At 71.3% G+C, this 17769-nt stretch carries 17 protein-coding genes; 12 read left to right on the top strand and 5 right to left on the bottom strand.

The genetic code is table 11. The annotated features are described in order from the left end of the window. The first annotated feature begins 200 nt into the window (after positions 1-200). The 3 genes from ACIA8X_RS22990 (at position 201) to ACIA8X_RS22980 (ending at position 1978) form a co-directional block, all read left to right on the top strand. Positions 201-743, top strand: coding sequence for a sigma-70 family RNA polymerase sigma factor (locus tag ACIA8X_RS22990; protein ID WP_393457952.1), 543 nt, complete (start codon positions 201-203; stop codon positions 741-743). After that, entirely contained in the window at positions 740-1582 is an 843-nt protein-coding gene (locus ACIA8X_RS22985) for an anti-sigma factor domain-containing protein (RefSeq protein ID WP_399458988.1), read from the top strand. The genes ACIA8X_RS22990 and ACIA8X_RS22985 overlap by 4 nt, the downstream gene beginning before the upstream one ends. Before the next feature lie 126 nt (positions 1583-1708). Beyond that, positions 1709-1978, top strand: a complete 270-nt coding sequence (locus ACIA8X_RS22980) for a hypothetical protein (protein ID WP_393457946.1) — start codon at positions 1709-1711, stop codon at positions 1976-1978. A 233-nt stretch (positions 1979-2211) separates the two neighbouring features. On the opposite strand, the gene ACIA8X_RS22975 is transcribed toward ACIA8X_RS22980, so the two are convergent. Both ACIA8X_RS22975 and ACIA8X_RS22970 read right to left on the bottom strand, forming a co-directional pair. Beyond that, on the bottom strand, positions 2212-2994 hold the full coding sequence (locus ACIA8X_RS22975) for an ABC transporter permease (RefSeq protein WP_393457943.1): 783 nt from the start codon (positions 2992-2994) through the stop codon (positions 2212-2214). Then, complete coding sequence (locus tag ACIA8X_RS22970) at positions 2991-3989, bottom strand: ATP-binding cassette domain-containing protein (RefSeq protein ID WP_399458987.1); 999 nt, start codon at positions 3987-3989, stop codon at positions 2991-2993. The genes ACIA8X_RS22975 and ACIA8X_RS22970 overlap by 4 nt, the downstream gene beginning before the upstream one ends. Positions 3990-4052: 63 nt before the next feature. Between ACIA8X_RS22970 and ACIA8X_RS22965 the strand changes: the two genes are divergently transcribed. Continuing rightward, complete coding sequence (locus tag ACIA8X_RS22965; RefSeq protein WP_393457937.1) at positions 4053-4766, top strand: TetR/AcrR family transcriptional regulator; 714 nt, start codon at positions 4053-4055, stop codon at positions 4764-4766. 89 nt (positions 4767-4855) lie between these two features. On the opposite strand, the gene ACIA8X_RS22960 is transcribed toward ACIA8X_RS22965, so the two are convergent. Genes ACIA8X_RS22960 through hmgA form a run of 3 tightly spaced genes read right to left on the bottom strand, consistent with a single transcriptional unit; the run spans position 4856 to position 8125 of the window. Beyond that, positions 4856-6004: a type ISP restriction/modification enzyme gene (locus ACIA8X_RS22960; RefSeq protein ID WP_399458986.1), complete on the bottom strand. Its 1149-nt coding sequence runs from the start codon at positions 6002-6004 to the stop codon at positions 4856-4858. A 26-nt stretch (positions 6005-6030) separates the two neighbouring features. Then, positions 6031-6780 (bottom strand): GntR family transcriptional regulator, encoded by a 750-nt coding sequence (locus tag ACIA8X_RS22955; protein ID WP_393457931.1) that lies wholly within the window; start codon positions 6778-6780, stop codon positions 6031-6033. Between the two features lie 28 nt (positions 6781-6808). Continuing rightward, complete coding sequence (gene hmgA, locus ACIA8X_RS22950) at positions 6809-8125, bottom strand: homogentisate 1,2-dioxygenase (protein WP_393457928.1); 1317 nt, start codon at positions 8123-8125, stop codon at positions 6809-6811. Between the two features lie 161 nt (positions 8126-8286). Here hmgA and ACIA8X_RS22945 point away from each other — a divergent pair, with 161 nt between their 5' ends. The 8 genes from ACIA8X_RS22945 to ACIA8X_RS22910 all read left to right on the top strand — a co-directional run bounded on the left by ACIA8X_RS22945 (position 8287) and on the right by ACIA8X_RS22910 (position 17762). Next, the gene (locus ACIA8X_RS22945; RefSeq protein WP_399458985.1) at positions 8287-8979 is read left to right on the top strand and encodes a hypothetical protein; all 693 of its coding nucleotides are present in this window, start codon (positions 8287-8289) and stop codon (positions 8977-8979) included. Beyond that, on the top strand, positions 8976-9590 hold the full coding sequence (locus ACIA8X_RS22940) for a TetR family transcriptional regulator (protein ID WP_393458187.1): 615 nt from the start codon (positions 8976-8978) through the stop codon (positions 9588-9590). The genes ACIA8X_RS22945 and ACIA8X_RS22940 overlap by 4 nt, the downstream gene beginning before the upstream one ends. A gap of 112 nt (positions 9591-9702) precedes the next feature. Further along, positions 9703-11955, top strand: a complete 2253-nt coding sequence (locus ACIA8X_RS22935; protein ID WP_393457922.1) for a molybdopterin oxidoreductase family protein — start codon at positions 9703-9705, stop codon at positions 11953-11955. Positions 11956-12089: 134 nt separating this feature from the next. Then, positions 12090-13523, top strand: a complete 1434-nt coding sequence (locus ACIA8X_RS22930; protein WP_399458984.1) for a CitMHS family transporter — start codon at positions 12090-12092, stop codon at positions 13521-13523. A 31-nt stretch (positions 13524-13554) separates the two neighbouring features. After that, the gene (locus tag ACIA8X_RS22925; RefSeq protein ID WP_393458184.1) at positions 13555-14790 is read left to right on the top strand and encodes an MFS transporter; all 1236 of its coding nucleotides are present in this window, start codon (positions 13555-13557) and stop codon (positions 14788-14790) included. A 99-nt stretch (positions 14791-14889) separates the two neighbouring features. Continuing rightward, positions 14890-15609 carry a hypothetical protein gene (locus ACIA8X_RS22920; RefSeq protein WP_393457916.1) on the top strand — a complete coding sequence of 240 codons (720 nt, stop codon included), beginning with the start codon at positions 14890-14892 and terminating at the stop codon, positions 15607-15609. Continuing rightward, entirely contained in the window at positions 15596-16249 is a 654-nt protein-coding gene (locus ACIA8X_RS22915; protein WP_393457913.1) for a class F sortase, read from the top strand. Before ACIA8X_RS22920 ends, ACIA8X_RS22915 begins: the two co-directional genes overlap by 14 nt. A 166-nt stretch (positions 16250-16415) precedes the next feature. Beyond that, on the top strand, positions 16416-17762 hold the full coding sequence (locus tag ACIA8X_RS22910) for an ABC transporter ATP-binding protein (RefSeq protein WP_399458983.1): 1347 nt from the start codon (positions 16416-16418) through the stop codon (positions 17760-17762). The last annotated feature ends 7 nt before the right edge of the window (positions 17763-17769 follow it).

The following is a 17769-nucleotide window of genomic DNA, read 5'->3' as shown; positions in this document are numbered from 1 at the left end:
ACGAACCCGATTCGGAGCCGTCGCCGAGGTGGATTGGTCAAATCTCAAGCGTTCTTACGGCGGAACTGAAAACTTGTTTCATCGAGGGGGACCCGCGTTTTCGGCGAGCTGATCCGTAAACCCATCCGGAGGTGGGTTCGTTGCGAATGCCTCGTGGGACAGGACGGCCGCGCTGCGGCCTGGCTGGAGGGGGAGACGCGTTGGAGGCGGACGAGCTGTTGGTGCTCGTTGCGGGCGGTGACCAGAAGGCGTTCGAGGAGCTGTACGGGCTGGTCTCCGGACCGGTGTACGGGCTGGTGCGGCGCGTGGTGCGCGATCCCGCGCAGTCCGAGGAGGTGGCTCAGGAGGTGTTGCTCGAACTGTGGCGGTCCGCCGCGAAGTTCGACCCCGGCCGGGGCAGCGCCCTGTCCTGGATCCTCACCCTCGCCCACCGCCGCGCCGTCGACCGGGTGCGCAGCGCCCGCGCGGCAGGCGAGCGCGAGCAGCGCGAGGCCCTGCGCGCGAACCACCCGGCCTTCGACCACGTCGCCGAGGAGGTCGAGGCCGGCCTCGAACGCGAGTGGGTGCGCCGCTGCCTGGAGCGCCTCACCGCGCTGCAGCGCCAGTCCGTCACCCTCGCCTACTACGAGGGCTACACCTACCGTGAAGTGGCCGAGCGGCTCTCCCTGCCGCTGGGCACGGTCAAGACCCGTATGCGCGACGGGCTCACCCAGCTGCGCAAATGTCTGGGAGGTGTCGCGTGACCTTCGTCGGTCGCCTTCTGCGGCGCGAGGACCTGCACTCCCTCGCCGCGCCCTATGCCCTCGACGCCCTGGAACCCGGTGAGCGGCTCCGCTTCGAGAAGCATCTGAAGACCTGTGACAGCTGTGCCGTCGAGGTGCGGGTCCTGTCCGAGGACGCCGCCCGCCTCGCCTGGTCGACGGCCGCCCCGGCGCCGGCCGCGATGCGCGACCGGGTGCTGGCCGCCGTACGGACGACTCCGCAGGAGTCCGCCGGGCGGGAAGCCGGACGGGAGACCGGGCGGGAACCGGCACACGCGCGGGCCACCCAGCTGCCGCCGCATGTGTGGGGCACCCAGCCGCCGCCGCGCACCCGTGTGCCAAGGACGCGCCCCCTGCTCGTGCCGTTCGCCACCGCCACGGCCGCAGCCGCCCTCGTCGTCGCCTCCCTCTTCGCCGTCCAGGCCGACCGGACACAGGATCAGCTGGACGCCCAGCGGGCGCAGGCGAGTGAGATCGCTAACGTTCTCGGGGCATCCGACGCCCGGGCGACCGCCGGCGAGGACGCGAAGGGACGGACGATCGGAGTCGTCGCCTCCGCATCGGAGGGGCGTGCGGTCGTCACTCTGAGCGGATACGGCGAGTTGCCGAGCGGCCGAGTGCACCAACTCTGGGAGATGCGCCCTGATGTGCAACCCCGCTCCCTCGGGCTTTTCGACGGCGACACGCCCTTGGTCGCGTCCGGTCTCGGCACCTCGGCGACGTCACTGGCTGTGACCGTCGAGCCGGACGGAGGGTCGCCGCAGCCCACCAGCCAGCCAGTTGTCCAACTCGCCCTGAAATCGGTTGGATTCGGAGAGTAATCATGGACGAGTCGTCAACACCCTTACGGGGAAGGTGAATCCTGTGACCGCGATACACGCGTGCCCCACCGGGGCGATAGGGTTAACCTGCCCGGGCCGGGTGGACTCGTACGGGTGGGGAGTGACATGGATCAGATAACGATGCGCAGCAGGGCCAGGGTCCCTGCGATCACCTGCGGGAGCAGCGCGACCAGTTCGCGCCTCGACCGCCATCTCTCGGTGCTGGCAGGTCCCGCCGTGCCGCAGACGGAGGCGGCCGAAGCGACCTCGCTGATGCGTGAACTGACCACTCGTGACACCACGAAGGTGCGCAGTGACCAGGGAGCGCGCGTGCGCCGCGTCTCGCTCTTCGCTCCGCTGCGCCGGCTCCGGCGTTCGCTGTTCGGCGGACGCTGACCGGTACCGACCTTCCTCGACCGACTTCCAGGCCCGCGTCCGGCAGACCACACCTCCCGGCGTTGTACCGCGCTGTCGCCGCCGTCATCCCCACGGCACGCGGCGGCAGCCCGGAGCGCCACCCGGGCGCGGGCACGTCCCCCGACTTCACCCACCCCGCTCATCGGCCCCGTCCCGTGCGTAACGGCCTTGCCGTATACGGACGTTGACGGGGCCGTTGTCGTGCGCGGCCCTCAGCGCTCGCCGCGCGCGTACCGGCGTACGGCGAGCGGTGCGAACACCGCGAGCAGTACCGCACACCAGGCCAGCGACCCGGCGACCGGGTGGGCGACCGGCCAGGCGGCGCCGTCCGGCACGGGAGCGTTGCCGAAGAGGTCCCGCAGGGCCGTGGTGACCGCGCTGATCGGATTCCACTCGGCGAGGGTGCGCAGCCAGCCCGGCAGGCCCTCGGTCGGGATGTACGCGTTGGACAGCAGCGGCAGCAGGAAGGTCGCCCCGCCGAGCTGGCCGGCGGCCTCCTCGTTCCGGGTGAGCAGCCCGAGGAAGATCCCGACCCACGTCGCCGCGAACCGGAACAGCAGCAACAGCCCCACGGCGCCCACCGCTTCGAGCGCGGACCCCTCGATCCGCCAGCCCACCGCGAGCCCGACCAGCAGGAACGGCACCGTCCCGGCGGCCGTCACGACCAGGTCGGCGGCCGCCTGCCCCAGCGGTACGGCGGCCCGGCTCATCGGCAGCGTCCGGAACCGGTCCATCACGCCCCGGTGCGTGTCCTGGGCGGCCTGGAACATGCCGGCCATGACCCCGCCCGCGGCGGTCGCCACCAGCAGCCCGGGCACCAGGAAGGACCGGTACTCGGCGCCGGGCATCGCCAGCGCGCTGCCGAAGACGTACCCGAAGAACAGCAGCATGGAGATCGGCATCGTCTGGGTCAGGATCAGCAGCCCCGGGTTGTTCCGGAGCCGCCGCAGCTGCCGGCCCAGCATCGCGCCGCCGTCGTAGGCCAGGGTGCTCATGCCGCACGCTCCTCTTCCTGGGCTTCCTGGGCTTCCTGGGCTTCCTGGACTTCCTGGGTCTCCCGGGCTTCCTGGGTGAGCCGCAGGAACACGTCGTCGAGAGTGGGTGGTTCGATCCTCACGTCGAGCAACGGCACGCCCGCCGCGTCCAGTTCGCGCACCAGGTGGGGCAGCGTGAGCGTGCCGTCCCGGGTGATCGCGCCGACGGCACGCCGCTCGTGGTCGAACGACGGCTCCGCGCCGGTGAGTTGATCGAGCACCCCCGCCGCCTTCACCATGACGTCGGCGTCGGTGACGACGACCTCGACGTGCGCGCCGATCAAGGCCTTGAACTGGGCCGGCGAACCCGTGTGCGCGACCCGCCCCCGGTCCATCAGGGCGATGTCGTCGGCGAGTTGGTCGGCCTCCTCCAGATACTGCGTGGTCAGCAGCACGGTCGTGCCGTCGGCGGTCAGCTCCCGTACGGCGTCCCAGATCCGGTTGCGGCTGGCGGGGTCCAGGCCGGTCGTGGGCTCGTCGAGGAACAGCACGTCGGGGCGGCGGACGAGACTCGCCGCCAGGTCGAGGCGGCGCCGCATCCCGCCCGAGTACGTGGACGCCGCCCGGTCGGCCGCCTCGGTCAGTCCCAGGCGCTTCAGGAGCTCGTCGGCCCGCTCGGCCGGCCCGCGCACCCGGTGCAGCCGGGCGAACAGCCGGAGGTTCTCGCGGCCGGTGAGGTCGCCGTCGACCGAGGCGTACTGGCCGGTGACGCCGATGTGGCGGCGGACGGCCGCCGGGTCCCGGAGCAGGTCGTGCCCGGCGACACGGGCCGAGCCGGCGTCCGGGCGCAGGAGCGTGGTGAGGAGCCGTATGGCCGTGGTCTTGCCGGCGCCGTTGGGTCCGAGGAGGCCGCAGACGGTGCCCTGCGCGACGGCCAGATCGAACCCGCGCAGGGCGTGGACCTCACCGAACCGCTTCTCCAGGCCTTCACTAAGTACAGCGTACGTAGAAGTCATGGCTAGACCATAGCGCACTACGTACGGTGTACGTAACTAGGATGGAGGCCGAGGTGATGATCCATGGCGGGCAAGACGGCCGAACCCGGAGTGATCTGGGCGCGACCCGAACGGACGGGGCGCGGGCCGAAACCGGCGTTCACCCGGGCCGACATCGCGGCTGTGGCCGTGCGGCTGGCGGATGCCGGAGGCCTTGAGGCGGTCTCCATGCGGCATGTCGCCGGCGAGCTGGGCTGCGGGACCATGTCGCTGTACAACTACGTCCCCCGCAAGGAGGACCTGTACGAGCTGATGGTGGACGCCGTCAGCGGGGAGCACGAGGTGTGGGAGCCGTCGGGGGACTGGCGGGCGGACATGCGGCGGGTCGCTCAGCAGACGCGGGCGCTGATGCACCGGCACCCGTGGCTGACGCGGCTGATGTCACCGGTCTACGGCTTCTCTCCGAACGCCCTGCGGTATCTGGAGCACTGTCTGGCGTGCCTGGATCCGTTGGAGGCGGCGTACGGCATGAAGATGCAGCTCGTCGGGATGCTGAACGGGTGTGTGACGTCGTACGTCGCGACGGAGCTGGCCGGCGCGGAGCGGACGCGGTCGTTGCCGTGGTCGGCGGAGGAGGAGAACGCGGTGCGGATCGCCTATCTCGGGAGTCAGGTGGCCACGGGGGCCTATCCGCGGCTGGCCGCGTCGTTCGCGGAGGATCAGGGGCCGATTGATCTGGAGGGGGCGTTCGAGTTGATGCTCAGTCGGATCCTGGATGCGTTTTCGCCGCGGGGGTGAGGTGCGTTTGCGGCTGCGGGCCGGTGGGGGCCGCTCGCGCCCACGCTGCGGAGCCGCATATCGACACAGCCCCGCGCCCCTTAGGTTGGTCAGAGCAGCGCGAACTGGCCTTCTGGGCCTTCCTCGTGGTGGTCCAAGACCGATGCCGGGCGGCGTGCCGCGTCCAGTACGGGAAGGACGCCTGCCTGCTTCAACTCCGACGCCGTGATCGGCGCTGCCACGGACAACTCCTTCTGCTGCGGCCCCAGTTCCGCCATCAGCGCCAGCACCGTGATCAGCTCCAGCAGCTCCGACGTCCACGCCTGTGGCCACGTCGCCGGGCGGATCGCGGACAGCGTGCCCGGCTCGGGGGGTGTCGTGCGGGTCGTGAACCACTGTTCCAGGACGCGTACTCCGGCCACCTCGAAGTCCCATGCCGCCGGTGGCACCGGGGAGATGCGGCCCTCGTCCAGCTCCAGGGTCTCCCCGTCACGGTCGTAGTGGAGGTTGAGGGGGCGGGAGGGGAGCGGTGCCCGGACATAGGGGCGGCGGCCGCCCGGCAGTTTGGGGCGGTCGCCGTTGCGGCGCATCAGCCAGAGCAGACGGTGGCCCAACTCGACGCCCTGCGACCAGAGTTCGGGGTCCCTCGTGAGGGGGACCGTGAGGTCGGGGCGGGCGGCTGCCAGGATCCAGGCGGCGACGTCCGCGGGTGCGGGGGAGTGGCCCAGTCGGGAGGCCAGGTGGTTCAGCAGGCCCGGGGCCAGGTTGGGTTCCGTGCCGTCGGGTCGGCGGTGGAGGGGGCGGATGCGGCCCGGGCGGAGCAGGGGGAGCAGGGAGGTCGCCAGCAGGGGGGAGTCGGGGGCCTCCACGACGAAGATCTGGTGTTCGTCCGCCACCCGCCACAGTTCGGGCCTGGCCGCGTCGATCAGACGGTGGTCGGGGATCAGCCACTGCTCGTCGAAGGGGGCGCGCAGGACGCGTACCGGCTCCGGGCAGGGGCCCGCGGCGCGCAGCAGCTTCTCCGTGCCCGCGGAGTGGCCGGGCAGCTGACCGACCGCCGAGTGCAGGGTGCGGGAGCGGGTCGGCTCCAGCAGGGCCTCCCGGTCCGGGCCCTCGGCCTTCACGAAGGCGTCCCAGCGGGCTTTCAGGGATGCCGCGTCGGGGCCCGTCGGCCACCCCCGGCCGAGCCGCGGCGGTGCGACGGACCACGGCATGAGGTCCGCCAGCAGCGGAGCGTCGTCGTGCGTCACGCTGGGCATCGTACGACCTGTCTACGACACACGGGTCAGGTGGCTTCGAGGGTCACCGTGAAGGAGAAGCGGTCGCCCCGGTAGTGGATGACCGCCGCGTCCAGCACGCGCCCCTGTCCGTCGTACGTCACGCCCGTGTAGTGCAGGATCGGGCTCAGCAGCGGGACTTGGAGCAGCCTCGCCGTCTCCGGGTCGGCCAGCCGCGCTTCCACGGTGTCCGTGATGCGGCTGATGTCCGCCCCGACGGCGTCCCGCAGCACCTTGGTCATCGGCCAGCGGACGAGGTCGTCCAGGTCGATGCGCGCGGCCAGTTCGGGGCGGACGTAGTTGCGGGCGTGGTTGGTGGGCTCGCCGGTCTTCTCGTCGCTGCGCAGGCGGTGGTACGTCGCCACCTCGTCGATGTCCGGGAAGTACTCGGCGAGTTCGCCCGGCACCTGCCCCTTGCCGTGGTCCAGCAGCTCGGTCGCCATGCCGGACTGCTGGGCCACGATCGCGTCCACCGAGCCGAGCAGCCGCACGGGGGCGCCCCGGAGGGCGTCCGGCTCGATGAACGTGCCGCGCCTTCGATGGCGTGTGATCAGCCCTTCGTCCTCCAGCTCCTTCAGCGCCTGCCGCATGGTCAGCACGCTCACGCCGTAGTGCTCGGCCAGCCGCTCCTCGGTGGGCAGCCGCAGCGGGTCCTGCGGGCGGCGGCCCAGTATCGAGGCGCGCAGCGACTGCGACACCTGGTACCAGAGCGGCAGCTTGCGGTTCAGGACGATCGAGTCCGGGGCGAAGGAGGTCACGGGGCCATCCGTACCGGTAGGGGGATCTTTACTGCAAGGGGCGGAAGTGCCGCTCCAGGCCCTGCCACACGTCGTCGTAGCGCTGCTGCAGGTGGTCGGCCTGCGCCGCCTGTGGTGTGAGCGTCACCGGCCAGCGCGTCTCGAACATGAACGCAAGCCCGTCGTCGATCCGCTGCGGCTTCAGCTCGGCGGCGCTCGCCCGGTCGAACGTCTCGCGGTCCGGGCCGTGCGCCGACATCATGTTGTGCAGCGAGCCGCCGCCCGGCACAAAGCCCTCCGCCTTGGCGTCGTACGCGCCCTCGATCAGGCCCATGTACTCGCTCATCACGTTCCGGTGGAAGTACGGCGGCCGGAAGGTGTCCTCGCCCACCAGCCAGCGCGGGGCGAACACGACGAAGTCGACGCCCGCGAGGCCCGGGGTGTCCGACGGGGACGTCAGCACCGTGAAGATCGACGGGTCGGGGTGGTCGTAGGAGATGGTGCCGATCACATTGAAACGGCGCAGGTCGTAGACGTACGGCACATGGTTGCCGTGCCAGGCGACCACATCGAGCGGTGAGTGGTCGTAGGTGGCCGTCCAGAGGTTGCCGCAGAACTTGTTCACCACCTCCACCGGGCCCTCGACCTCCTCGTACGCCGCCACCGGCGCCATGAAGTCCCGGGCGTTCGCAAGGCCGTTGGCGCCGATCGGGCCGAGGTCGGGGAGATGGAAGGGCGCCCCATAGTTCTCGCACACATAACCCCGGGCAGAGGCATCCAGCAGCTCCACACGGAAGCGCACCCCACGCGGGACCAGTGCCACATGTCCCGGCTCCACATGCAGCAGCCCGAATTCCGTGCGCAGCAGCAGTCCGCCGTGCTCCGGCACGATCAGCAGCTCGCCGTCGGCGTCGCTGAAGACGCGGTCCATCGAGGAGTTGGCGTGGTACAGGTGCACGGCCATACCGGTGCGCTGGGTCGCGTCTCCGTTGCCGCCCAGGGTCCACAGGCCGGTGAGGAAGTCGGTGCCGGGTGCGGGCTCGGGCCGGGGGTTCCAGCGCAGGCGGTTCGGGTCGGGTACCGACTCCGTGAAGGGGGCCGTACGGATCGCGCCGTTGTCCGTGCGCGTGAACGCCGGGTGGGCGGCCGACGGGCGGATGCGGTACAGCCACGAGCGGCGGTTGTGCGCCCGGGGCTCGGTGAACGCCGTACCGCTCAGCTGCTCCGCGTACAGGCCCAGCGGGGCGCGCTGGGGTGAGTTGCGGCCCTCGGGAAGGGCGCCGGGCACCGCCTCCGAGCTGTGCTCGTTGCCGAAACCGGAGAGGTAGGTCAGCCCTTCCGCGGTCTTCCGCGCGTCCCCGCTCATGATCGCTCCCTAGAGATCTGATTCCTATGCATCACCGTAGGATTGCGGTTTCGCCGGCGCAAGAGGCCGGGCCGTCCTCCTCTGGAGGTACGACCTGATCCGGATGCCAACCAGACTCAAGGGGGATCCGGCTGTCGGAAGGGTGTTCTAGTCTCCCGGGCATGTCGTGGATGCGGACCCTTCTCGCCCCGCTCGCGGTCTGTGTCCTGCTGCTGACCGGGACCGTGGGCTGCGGCTCCGGTGCTGCGCGGGAACAGGGGGAGAACGGGGAGGCGAACGGGGTGTCGCCCTCCCCGGTGGGCAAGGTCCTCGACGACACCGACGACGAGGGGCGGCACTTACGCGAGGTGGCCGAGGGTGACGCCCCCGATGTCGGCATAGAGGTGCAGCCGGACCCGCACGCCGACGGCGGCTGGGACGTACGGCTGACCCTGCGCGACTTCCGCCTCTCGCCCGCGGGGGCGCAGACGCGGGCGGTGGCCGGCCGCGGGCTGGCGTACCTCTTCGTGGACGGCCGGCTCGTCACCAGGCTGCGCACCCCCGGGTACCGCCTCGCCTCCGACCTCGTCCCGCGCGGCACGCACCAGGTCACCGTCCGGTTGTACGCCGACGACGGCACGGCGTGGGCGGTGGACGGCGACCCCGTCGAGCGCACGGCAGCCCTGACGGCATCGGAGGCGGAGGTGACCGCGACGCCGACATCGACGCCGACATCGATGCCGACATCGACAGCGACGCCGACATCGATGCCGACATCGACGTCGAAACCGTCCGATGCGGCACTGAGTGCGCCGGGCGCTCACACCCGTACCGGGGGGCGAGGTTCACCGGATCGAGCCGGAGGGGCATCATGAACCCCGTGCCCCACCCCGCATCGCTTCGCCGGGCGCCCGTGCAGCGGCGCAGTGCCGAACGGCTCACCCGGATCCTCGACGCCTGCGCCGACCTCCTCGACGAGGTCGGCTACGACGACCTGAGCACCCGGGCCGTCGCCCAGCGTGCCGGCGTCCCCATCGGCTCGGTCTACCGCTTCTTCGGCAACAAGCGGCAGATGGCCGACGCCCTCGCCCAGCGCAACCTCGAGCGCTACACCGCCCGTGTCACCGAGTGCCTCAAGGGGACCGGCGACGGCGGCTGGCGCGCGGCCATGGACGTCGTACTCGACGAGTACCTCGCCATGAAGCGCACCGCGCCCGGCTTCTCCCTGGTCGACTTCGGCAACCAGATCCCGGTCGGCACCCGCAGCGAACCCAACCACCGTGTCGCCGACCGCCTCACCGAACTGCTCTCCGGCTACCTCGGCCGCGAGCCGGACGGCGATCTGCGGCGCACTTTCCTCATCGCCGTCGAGACCGCCGACACCCTGGTGCACCTCGCCTTCCGGATGGCGCCGGAGGGTGACGAGCGGATCATCGAGGAAGCGCGGGAGATGCTGCGGGCGTATCTGGCGCGGGTGCTGGACTGACCGCAGGCGAATTTCCGACCTCACCCCTCCGGGGCCTCCCCTCCGTGCATACCGGTCGGTATGCTCGGTCGGGAGTCCGCGCGTCATCGCTGCCGCCACCCCGGGAGGACCCGTGTCCCGCACCGCACTGCGTATCTGCCCCCTGTGCGAGGCCACCTGTGGCCTGACCCTCACCATTGAGGGAACCGAGGTCACCGGCGCCCGCGGCGACCGTGACGACGTGTTCAGCAAGGGGTTCATCTGCCCCAAGGGCGCATCCTTCGGTGCCGTCGACGGCGATCCCGACCGGCTGCGCTCGCCCCTGGTGCGCAAGGACGGCGAGCTGCGCGAGGCCACCTGGGAGGAGGCCTTCGACGCGGTGGCCGCCGGTATCCGCCCGGTGGTCGAGCGGTACGGGCCGAACTCGGTGGGCATCGTGCTCGGCAATCCGAACGTGCACACCATGGCCGGCGCCCTCTACCCGACGGTCCTGCTCGCCGGGCTGCGCACCCGCAGCCTCTTCACCGCGTCCACCGTCGACCAGATGCCCAAGCACGTCTCCAGCGGACTGCTCTACGGCGACGCCAACGCGATCCCCGTCCCCGACCTCGACCACACGGACCACCTGCTGCTGATCGGCGCCAACCCGCTGGAGTCCAACGGCAGCCTGTGCACCGCGCCCGACTTCCCGGGCAAGCTCAAGGCGCTGAAGGCCCGCGGCGGCACCCTCACCGTCATCGACCCGCGCCGCACCCGCACCGCCAAGCTCGCCGACCGGCACCTCGCGATCCGCCCCGGCACCGACGCGCTGCTGCTGGCCGCGATGGCGTACGTCCTCTTCGAGGAAGGCCTCGTGGAGCCGGGCGAGCTGACCGAGCATCTCCAGGGCCTGGACGAACTCCCGGACGCGGTACGGGACTTCACCCCCGAGGCGGTCGCCGAGGCCTGTGACATCGAGGCCGACCTGATCCGCACCCTCGCCCGCGAACTCGCCGCCGCGCCGACCGCCGCCGTCTACGCCCGCATCGGCAGCTGCACCGTCCCGCACGGCACCCTCGCCAGCTGGCTGGTCGACGTACTCAACATCCTGACCGGCAACCTCGACCGTCCCGGCGGCGCCCTCTTCCCGCAGGCGGCCACCGACAGGACACCCCGGCCCGCGGGGCCCGGCCACGGCTTCGCGCTCGGGCGCTGGCACTCCAGGGTCAGCCGGCACCCCGAGGCCAAGGGCGAGCTGCCCATCTCCGCGCTCGCCGAGGAGATCGACACCGCGACCGAGGAGGGCGAGCCGATCCGGGCCGTCATCGCCGTCGCCGCCAACCCCGTCCTGTCCGTGCCCGACGGCGACCGGCTCGACAAGGCCCTCGACTCGCTCGACTTCATGGTCAGCGTCGACCCGTACCTCAACGAGACCTCGCGCCACGCCCACGTCGTGCTGCCGCCGCCCCCGCCCTCGCAGAGCCCGCACCACGACTTCGCCTTCAACACCCTCGCCGTCCGCAACCAGGTCCGCTACAACAGGCCCGCCGTCCCGCTGGAGCCCGGCCGCATGGCCGAGACCGAGATCCTGGCCCGGCTGATCCTCGCCGCGACCGGCATGCACGGCGCCGATCCGTCGGCCGTCGACGACCTGGTCATCGGGCAGACCCTCGGCAAGGCGGTGAAGGAAGCGCACTCCCCGGTGTGCGGTCGTGACCCCAAGGAACTCGCCGCACAGCTCACCGGCGACACCGGCCCCGAGCGCCGGCTCGACATGATGCTGCGCCTCGGCCCCTACGGCGACGGCTTCGGCGTACGGCCGGACGGTCTGGGCCTGGAGAAGCTGCTGGCGCATCCGCACGGCATCGACCTCGGCCCGCTCCGCTCCCGGCTGCCGCAGCCGCTGAAGACGGCCAGTGGCAAGGTCGAGCTGCTGCCGCCGCCGATCGCGGACGATCTTCCCCGGCTCAGGCAGGCCCTGCACGAGCGCCCCGAAGGGCTCGTCCTCGTCGGCCGCCGCCATCTGCGCTCCAACAACAGCTGGATGCACAACGTCCCCGCCCTCACCGGCGGCACCAACCGCTGCACCCTGCACATCCACCCCGACGACGCCGAACGGCTCGGCGTACGGGACGGGGCGGCTGTACGCCTGAAGGGCGCTGGGGGCGAAGTGACCGCACCCGCCGAGGTCACCGACGGCGTGCGCCCCGGCGTGGTGAGCCTGCCGCACGGCTGGGGGCACGACCGCCCCGGCACCCGTCTCGGCCACGCCGCCGCCGACCCCGGTGTCAACGTCAACCAGCTCCTCGACGGCAGCCTCCTCGACCCGCTGTCGGGCAACGCGGTACTCAACGGGGTGCCCGTCGAGGTGGTCCCAGTGGCCGAAAAGATCACGGCTCTGACCTGAGCAAAGCGCTGACCTGGAGTTTTGCGCTTATTGCTCGCATGTCAACGTCTTGTTAACGCTGCTCGACGGGACCTAACGTCATCCCACCGCCGGCCCTGGTGGGTCGTTCAAGGGCGAACGTTAGGTATCCACTCATGCTGACCATCCTTGGCTTCGCCATGATCGCGACCTTCCTGGTCCTGATCATGATGAAAAAGATGTCGCCGATCGCGGCGCTCGTGCTGATCCCGGCACTGTTCTGCGTGTTCGTCGGGAAGGGCGCCAAGCTCGGTGACTACGTCATCGAAGGTGTCACCAGTCTCGCCCCCACGGCGGCGATGCTGATGTTCGCGATCGTCTACTTCGGTGTGATGATCGATGTCGGTCTCTTCGACCCGATCGTGCGCGGGATCCTGAAGTTCGCCAAGGCCGACCCGATGCGGATCGTCGTCGGCACGGCGATCCTCGCCGCGATCGTCTCGCTCGACGGCGACGGCTCGACCACCTTCATGATCACGGTCTCGGCGATGTACCCGCTGTACAAGCGCCTGAAGATGAGCCTGGTCGTGATGACCGGTGTGGCCGCCATGGCCAACGGCGTGATGAACACCCTGCCGTGGGGCGGCCCGACCGCCCGCGCCGCCACCGCGCTCAAGCTCGACGCCAGCGACATCTTCGTCCCGATGATCCCGGCCCTGCTCGTCGGCCTGCTGGGCGTCTTCGTCCTCTCGTACTTCCTGGGTCTGCGCGAGCGCAAGCGCCTGGGCGTGCTGACGCTGGGCGAGGTCCTGGCCGAGGAGAAGGTCGAGGAGAAGGAGTCCGAGACGGTTCTGGTCGGCGCCGGTTCCGGTGCGTCCGGTGCGTCCGGCGCGTCCGGCACGGACAAGGCCACCGGCGGCGCCGGCTCCGGCACCGACGCGGAGGACGAGGACGAGGACGAGGAGCACTTCCAGGTCCTCGACCCGAACCGCGCCACCCTGCGCCCCAAGCTCTACTGGTTCAACGCCCTGCTCACGGTCACCCTGCTCACCTGCATGATCATGGAGTGGCTGCCGATCCCGGTGCTGTTCCTGCTCGGTGCCGCGCTCGCCCTCACCGTGAACTTCCCGCACATCCCGGACCAGAAGGCCCGCCTCGCCGCCCACGCCGACAACGTCCTCAACGTCTCCGGCATGGTCTTCGCCGCCGCCGTCTTCACCGGCGTCCTGCAGGGCACCGGCATGGTGGACCACATGGCCAGGTGGATGGTGGACGTCATCCCTGAGGGCATGGGCCCGCACATGGCCCTGGTCACCGGCATCCTGAGCCTCCCGCTCACCTACTTCATGTCGAACGACGGCTTCTACTTCGGTGTCCTCCCCGTCCTCGCCGAGGCGGGCGCCGCGCACGGCGTCACCCCGCTGGAGATGGCCCGTGCCTCCCTGGTCGGCCAGCCGCTGCACATGTCGAGCCCGCTCGTCCCGGCCGTGTACGTCCTGGTCGGCATGGCCAAGGTCGAGTTCGGCGACCACACCAAGTTCGTGGTGAAGTGGGCGGCGCTCACCTGCCTCATCATCCTCGCGGCGGGGATGCTGTTCGGCATCATCTGATCGTCAAGTACCGCTCCAGGAGGACCCGTTGATAGCGCCCGGTGGGAACCGCGGCTGGCTGCTCCGCCTCGTCATCGCCTTCAGCTTCGCGCAGGGGGCCGTGTCGATGGCCCGGCCCGCCGTCTCCTACCGGGCGCTCGCGTTGGGGGCGGACGAGCGGGCGATCGGCGTGATCGCGGGGGTGTACGCCCTGCTCCCGCTGTTCGCCGCCGTCCCGCTGGGCCGGCGTACCGACCATGGCCGGTGCGCACCGCTGCTGCCCGTCGGAGTCGTCCTCATCTCCGGCGGCTGCGCCATGAGCGGCATCGCGGACTCCCTCTGGGCGATGGCCGTCTGGAGCGGGGTGATGGGCCTCGGCCACCTCTGCTTCGTCATCGGCGCCCAGTCGCTCGTCGCTCGCCAGTCCGCCCCGCACGAACAGGACCGCAACTTCGGCCACTTCACCATCGGCGCCTCCCTCGGCCAGCTGGTCGGCCCGATCGCCGCGGGTGCGCTGATCGGCGGCCGGGACATGGCGGGGACCAGCGCTCTCGCCCTGCTGGTGGCGGGTGCGGGCGGCGCGGTCGCGCTCACCTCGCTGTGGCGCATAGAGCGCCCTACGACGGCCAAGTCCCGCGAGGAACAAGGTGAACGGGCCCCGGTGCGGAGCATCCTGCGTGCCCGGGGCGTGCCGGCCGGCATCTTCATCAGCCTCGCCGTGCTGTCCGCGACCGACATCCTCACCGCCTACCTCCCGGTGGTCGGCGAGCACCGGGGCATCGCGCCGTCCGTCATCGGCCTCCTGCTGAGCCTGCGCGCGGCGGCCACCATCGCCTGCCGACTGGTCCTGACGCCGTTGCTGCGGCTGCTCGGCCGCACCCTGCTGCTGACCGTGACGTGTCTGCTGGCGGCCCTGCTGTGTGCCGGGATCGCGCTGCCGGTGCCGGTGTGGGCGCTGGCCCTGATGCTGGCGGTGCTCGGCTTCTGCCTCGGCGTCGGCCAGCCGCTGTCCATGACGACGGTCGTCCAGGCGGCCCCCGAGGGCGCCCGCTCCACCGCCCTCGCCCTGCGGCTGACCGGCAACCGTCTCGGCCAGGTCGCGGCTCCCGCGTCGGCGGGACTGGTCGCGGGCGTGGCGGGGGTGGCTGCGCCGTTCGTGATGCTCGCGGCGTTGTTGCTGCTGTCGGCGGGGGTGGCGGTGCGCACGCCGAAGCGGCCGGAAGGGCCCGGTTCGGCCAAGCGGGAGCGGCCGAAGGGCTCGGGACTGCGCCGGACGAGCGATATTTGACGACGCGCCGGATGTCGTGCGGCGCGTCGTGGTGCACGTGAAGGAGAGTCAGGCGAAAGAACGATTTGTATGAAAATCGTCTGAATCCGAGGAGCGTGTATGCCCACCCTGACACCCTCACGTACCCTCCGCGCCCGTGCGGGCGCCACAGTCGTCCTCACCGCCCTCGCCGTGGCGGGTGTGTCGTGGGTGGCGGCACCGACCGCGTCGGCCCAGGGGGAGAACGGCGACATCAGGATCCACCGCGAGGGCGTGCCCTACGGGGTTCCGAAGGACGACCCGGTGGTCTGCCGGTTCTACCTCGACGCCGTCAACTTCGACATCCTCGCGTCGATCGGGTACACCATCACGCCGCGGCCTCCGCTACCCGCCGGCGCCACCGTCACCGGCGCCATCCAACTGGCAGGCGGCGCCGGTCACACCGAGGTGCTGGGGCTGGCGGACGGGCAGTACACCCTCACCTGGGTCGTGACGGGCATCCCTCCGAAGGAGAAGGTCTTCCGGGTCAGGTGCAATGACGACGACCGGCGGGAAGGCGGCAGGGGCGATGGGGACGGCGGCCCGCGCGGGCAGATCGAGGACAACGAGCGGGGCGGCGAAGGCGGCGACCGCGGCGATCGCGGCGACCGCGGTGAAGAAGGATGGGGCCGTGGCGACGACGACGGCCCGCGAGGCGGAGTGCACGCGGGCGGTGGCGGGCTCGGCGACACCGTGGCCGCGTACGCGCCGGTGGCGGGCGCCGGTCTGGTGGGCCTGGTAGCCGTCGGCGGCACCGTGTACGTCCGCAGGACCCGCCGGCAGCCCCATGGTGCCGCGTAGACGCAAGAGAAGGCCCTGGTACCGGACCCGCGCCTACCGCCTGGCGAGGACGGCCGCTCTGACGGCCGTCCTGGTGACGGTGGTGGTCCAGTGCGAGGGGCACGGTGACGCGACCGCGCCGACAGGCCCCGACGGCCGGCACGCCGTGGCGGCGGCCGAGCCCACACCCCCGCCCCGCCCGCTGCCGAGGTCCCGGCCGACGTCCGTCCGTATCCCGTCCCTGGGCATCGACGCCCCGGTCATGGGCCTCGGGCTCACCGCGGCCCGGGAGTTGGAGACGCCGCCGGTCGACGACCCGAAGCTCATCGGCTGGTACCGGGGCGGTCCCACACCCGGTGAGCCGGGCGTCGCGATCGCGGTGGGCCACCGCGACACCACGACCGGCTCCGCGGTCTTCGCCGGGCTCGCCTCGGTGAAGCGCGGCAAGAAGATCGAGGCGCGGCGCGAGGACGGCCGTACCGCCGTCTACACGGTGGACCGGGTGAAGGTGTACGACAAGGCGAGCTTCCCCGACAAGGAGGTGTACGGCCCGAGCCGGCGCCCGGAACTGCGCGTGCTCACCTGTGGCGGCCTCTTCGACCGGCAGACCGGCTACACCAGCAACGTGGTGGTCTTCGCCCATCTGACCGCGACGAAGTGACCGATGACCGCCAGGAAGTGACCGATGACCGAGACGAACTGACCGACCCCTTCCCCGGCCGGGCACATTCCGTTAACTTCCGTGACTCACAGGCCCCGTACGACCCGCGCGGGGCCCTCGAGACACGGAGCAGCGGCGCTCCGAACAGCCCCCGGGGGCAGCAGTCATGACACGCGCCATCTCCTTGCACGACGTCAGCAAGTCCTACACGCGAGGTGTGCCCGTCGTGGACCGGCTCTCGCTGGACATCGAGCCCGGCGAGTTCCTCGTCCTCCTCGGGCCGTCGGGCTGTGGCAAATCCACCGTGCTCAGAATGATCGCCGGCCTTGAGGAGATCGACGAGGGCGAGCTGTTGCTGGACGGCGAGTGGGCCAACGACCTGCTGCCCGCCGATCGTCAGATGGCGATGGTCTTCCAGAACTTCGCCCTCTATCCGAGCATGACCGGCCGCGACAACATCGGTTTCCCGCTGCGCATCGAGTCGCCCGGCGCGGACCCGCGCCCCCGGGTGGACGCCACCGCCCGCATGCTGGGCATCGAGGACCTCCTCGACCGCTTCCCGGCGCAGCTCTCCGGCGGCGAACGCCAGCGCGTCGCCATGGGCCGGGCCATCGCCCGGCACCCCTCCGCGTTCCTGATGGACGAGCCGCTGTCCAACCTCGACGCCAAGCTCCGCAACCACCTGCGCGCCGAAATCTCCGGCCTCACGCGGAAGTTGGGGGTGACCACGTTGTACGTCACCCACGACCAGGCCGAGGCGATGTCGCTCGGCGACCGGGTCGCCGTCCTGCGCGGCGGTGTCCTCCAGCAGGTCGGCACCCCGCGCTCGGTGTACGCCCTGCCCCGCAACATCTTCGTCGCCGCCTTCATCGGCACTCCGCGCATCAACCTCCTGCGCGGCGTCGTACGCGCCCCGCTGGACGGCGCGATGACCATCAGCCTCGGCAAGCAGTACCTGCGGCTGCCCGAACCCCTGTGCCTGGACCACCAGTTGCTCCGCGTGCAGCAGGGCCGCGAGGTCATCGTGGGGCTGCGCTCGGAGGCGGTCCGGATCGCCGAGCGCAGCGCGGCCCGCCCCGGCGAGGTGCACATCACCGGCCTGGTCGAGCATGTGGAGTTCCAGGGCCACGAGGTCCTCGTCCACTTCAACACCGGCTCCCGTTCCGCCGTCGTGCCCGACCTCGAAGCGCCGCGTCCGGCGGTCCGCCCGTCGCGGAGCCGCCGGGGGAGCCGCCGGGACGGCACGGTCCTGGAACGCCTCAGGGAACGCGCGGGCGCCCTGCGCGCCGGCCCGGTGGTGGCGCTCGACGAACCGGCCGACGCCGGGCCCGATCAGGCACCGCCCGAGGGGCGCCTCCCCGGCGACCTCATCGTCCGCACCACCCCCGACTTCGAGCTCCGGCACGGTATGCACGTCCCGCTCCTCGTCGACCTCGCCCACCTGTTCGTCTTCGACCAGCACGGCGACCGCATCTGCCCGGCCCCGGCCCGACTGCCCGATCTTGAGGAGTGAAGTCCGC

The sequence above is a fragment of the Streptomyces sp. NPDC051738 genome, assembly GCF_044453205.1.
In the GTDB taxonomy this organism is placed as follows: Bacteria; Actinomycetota; Actinomycetes; order Streptomycetales; family Streptomycetaceae; genus Streptomyces.
The sequence above is the reverse complement of the archived record's forward strand: the minus strand, read 5'-3'. Positions and strand labels throughout refer to the sequence as shown.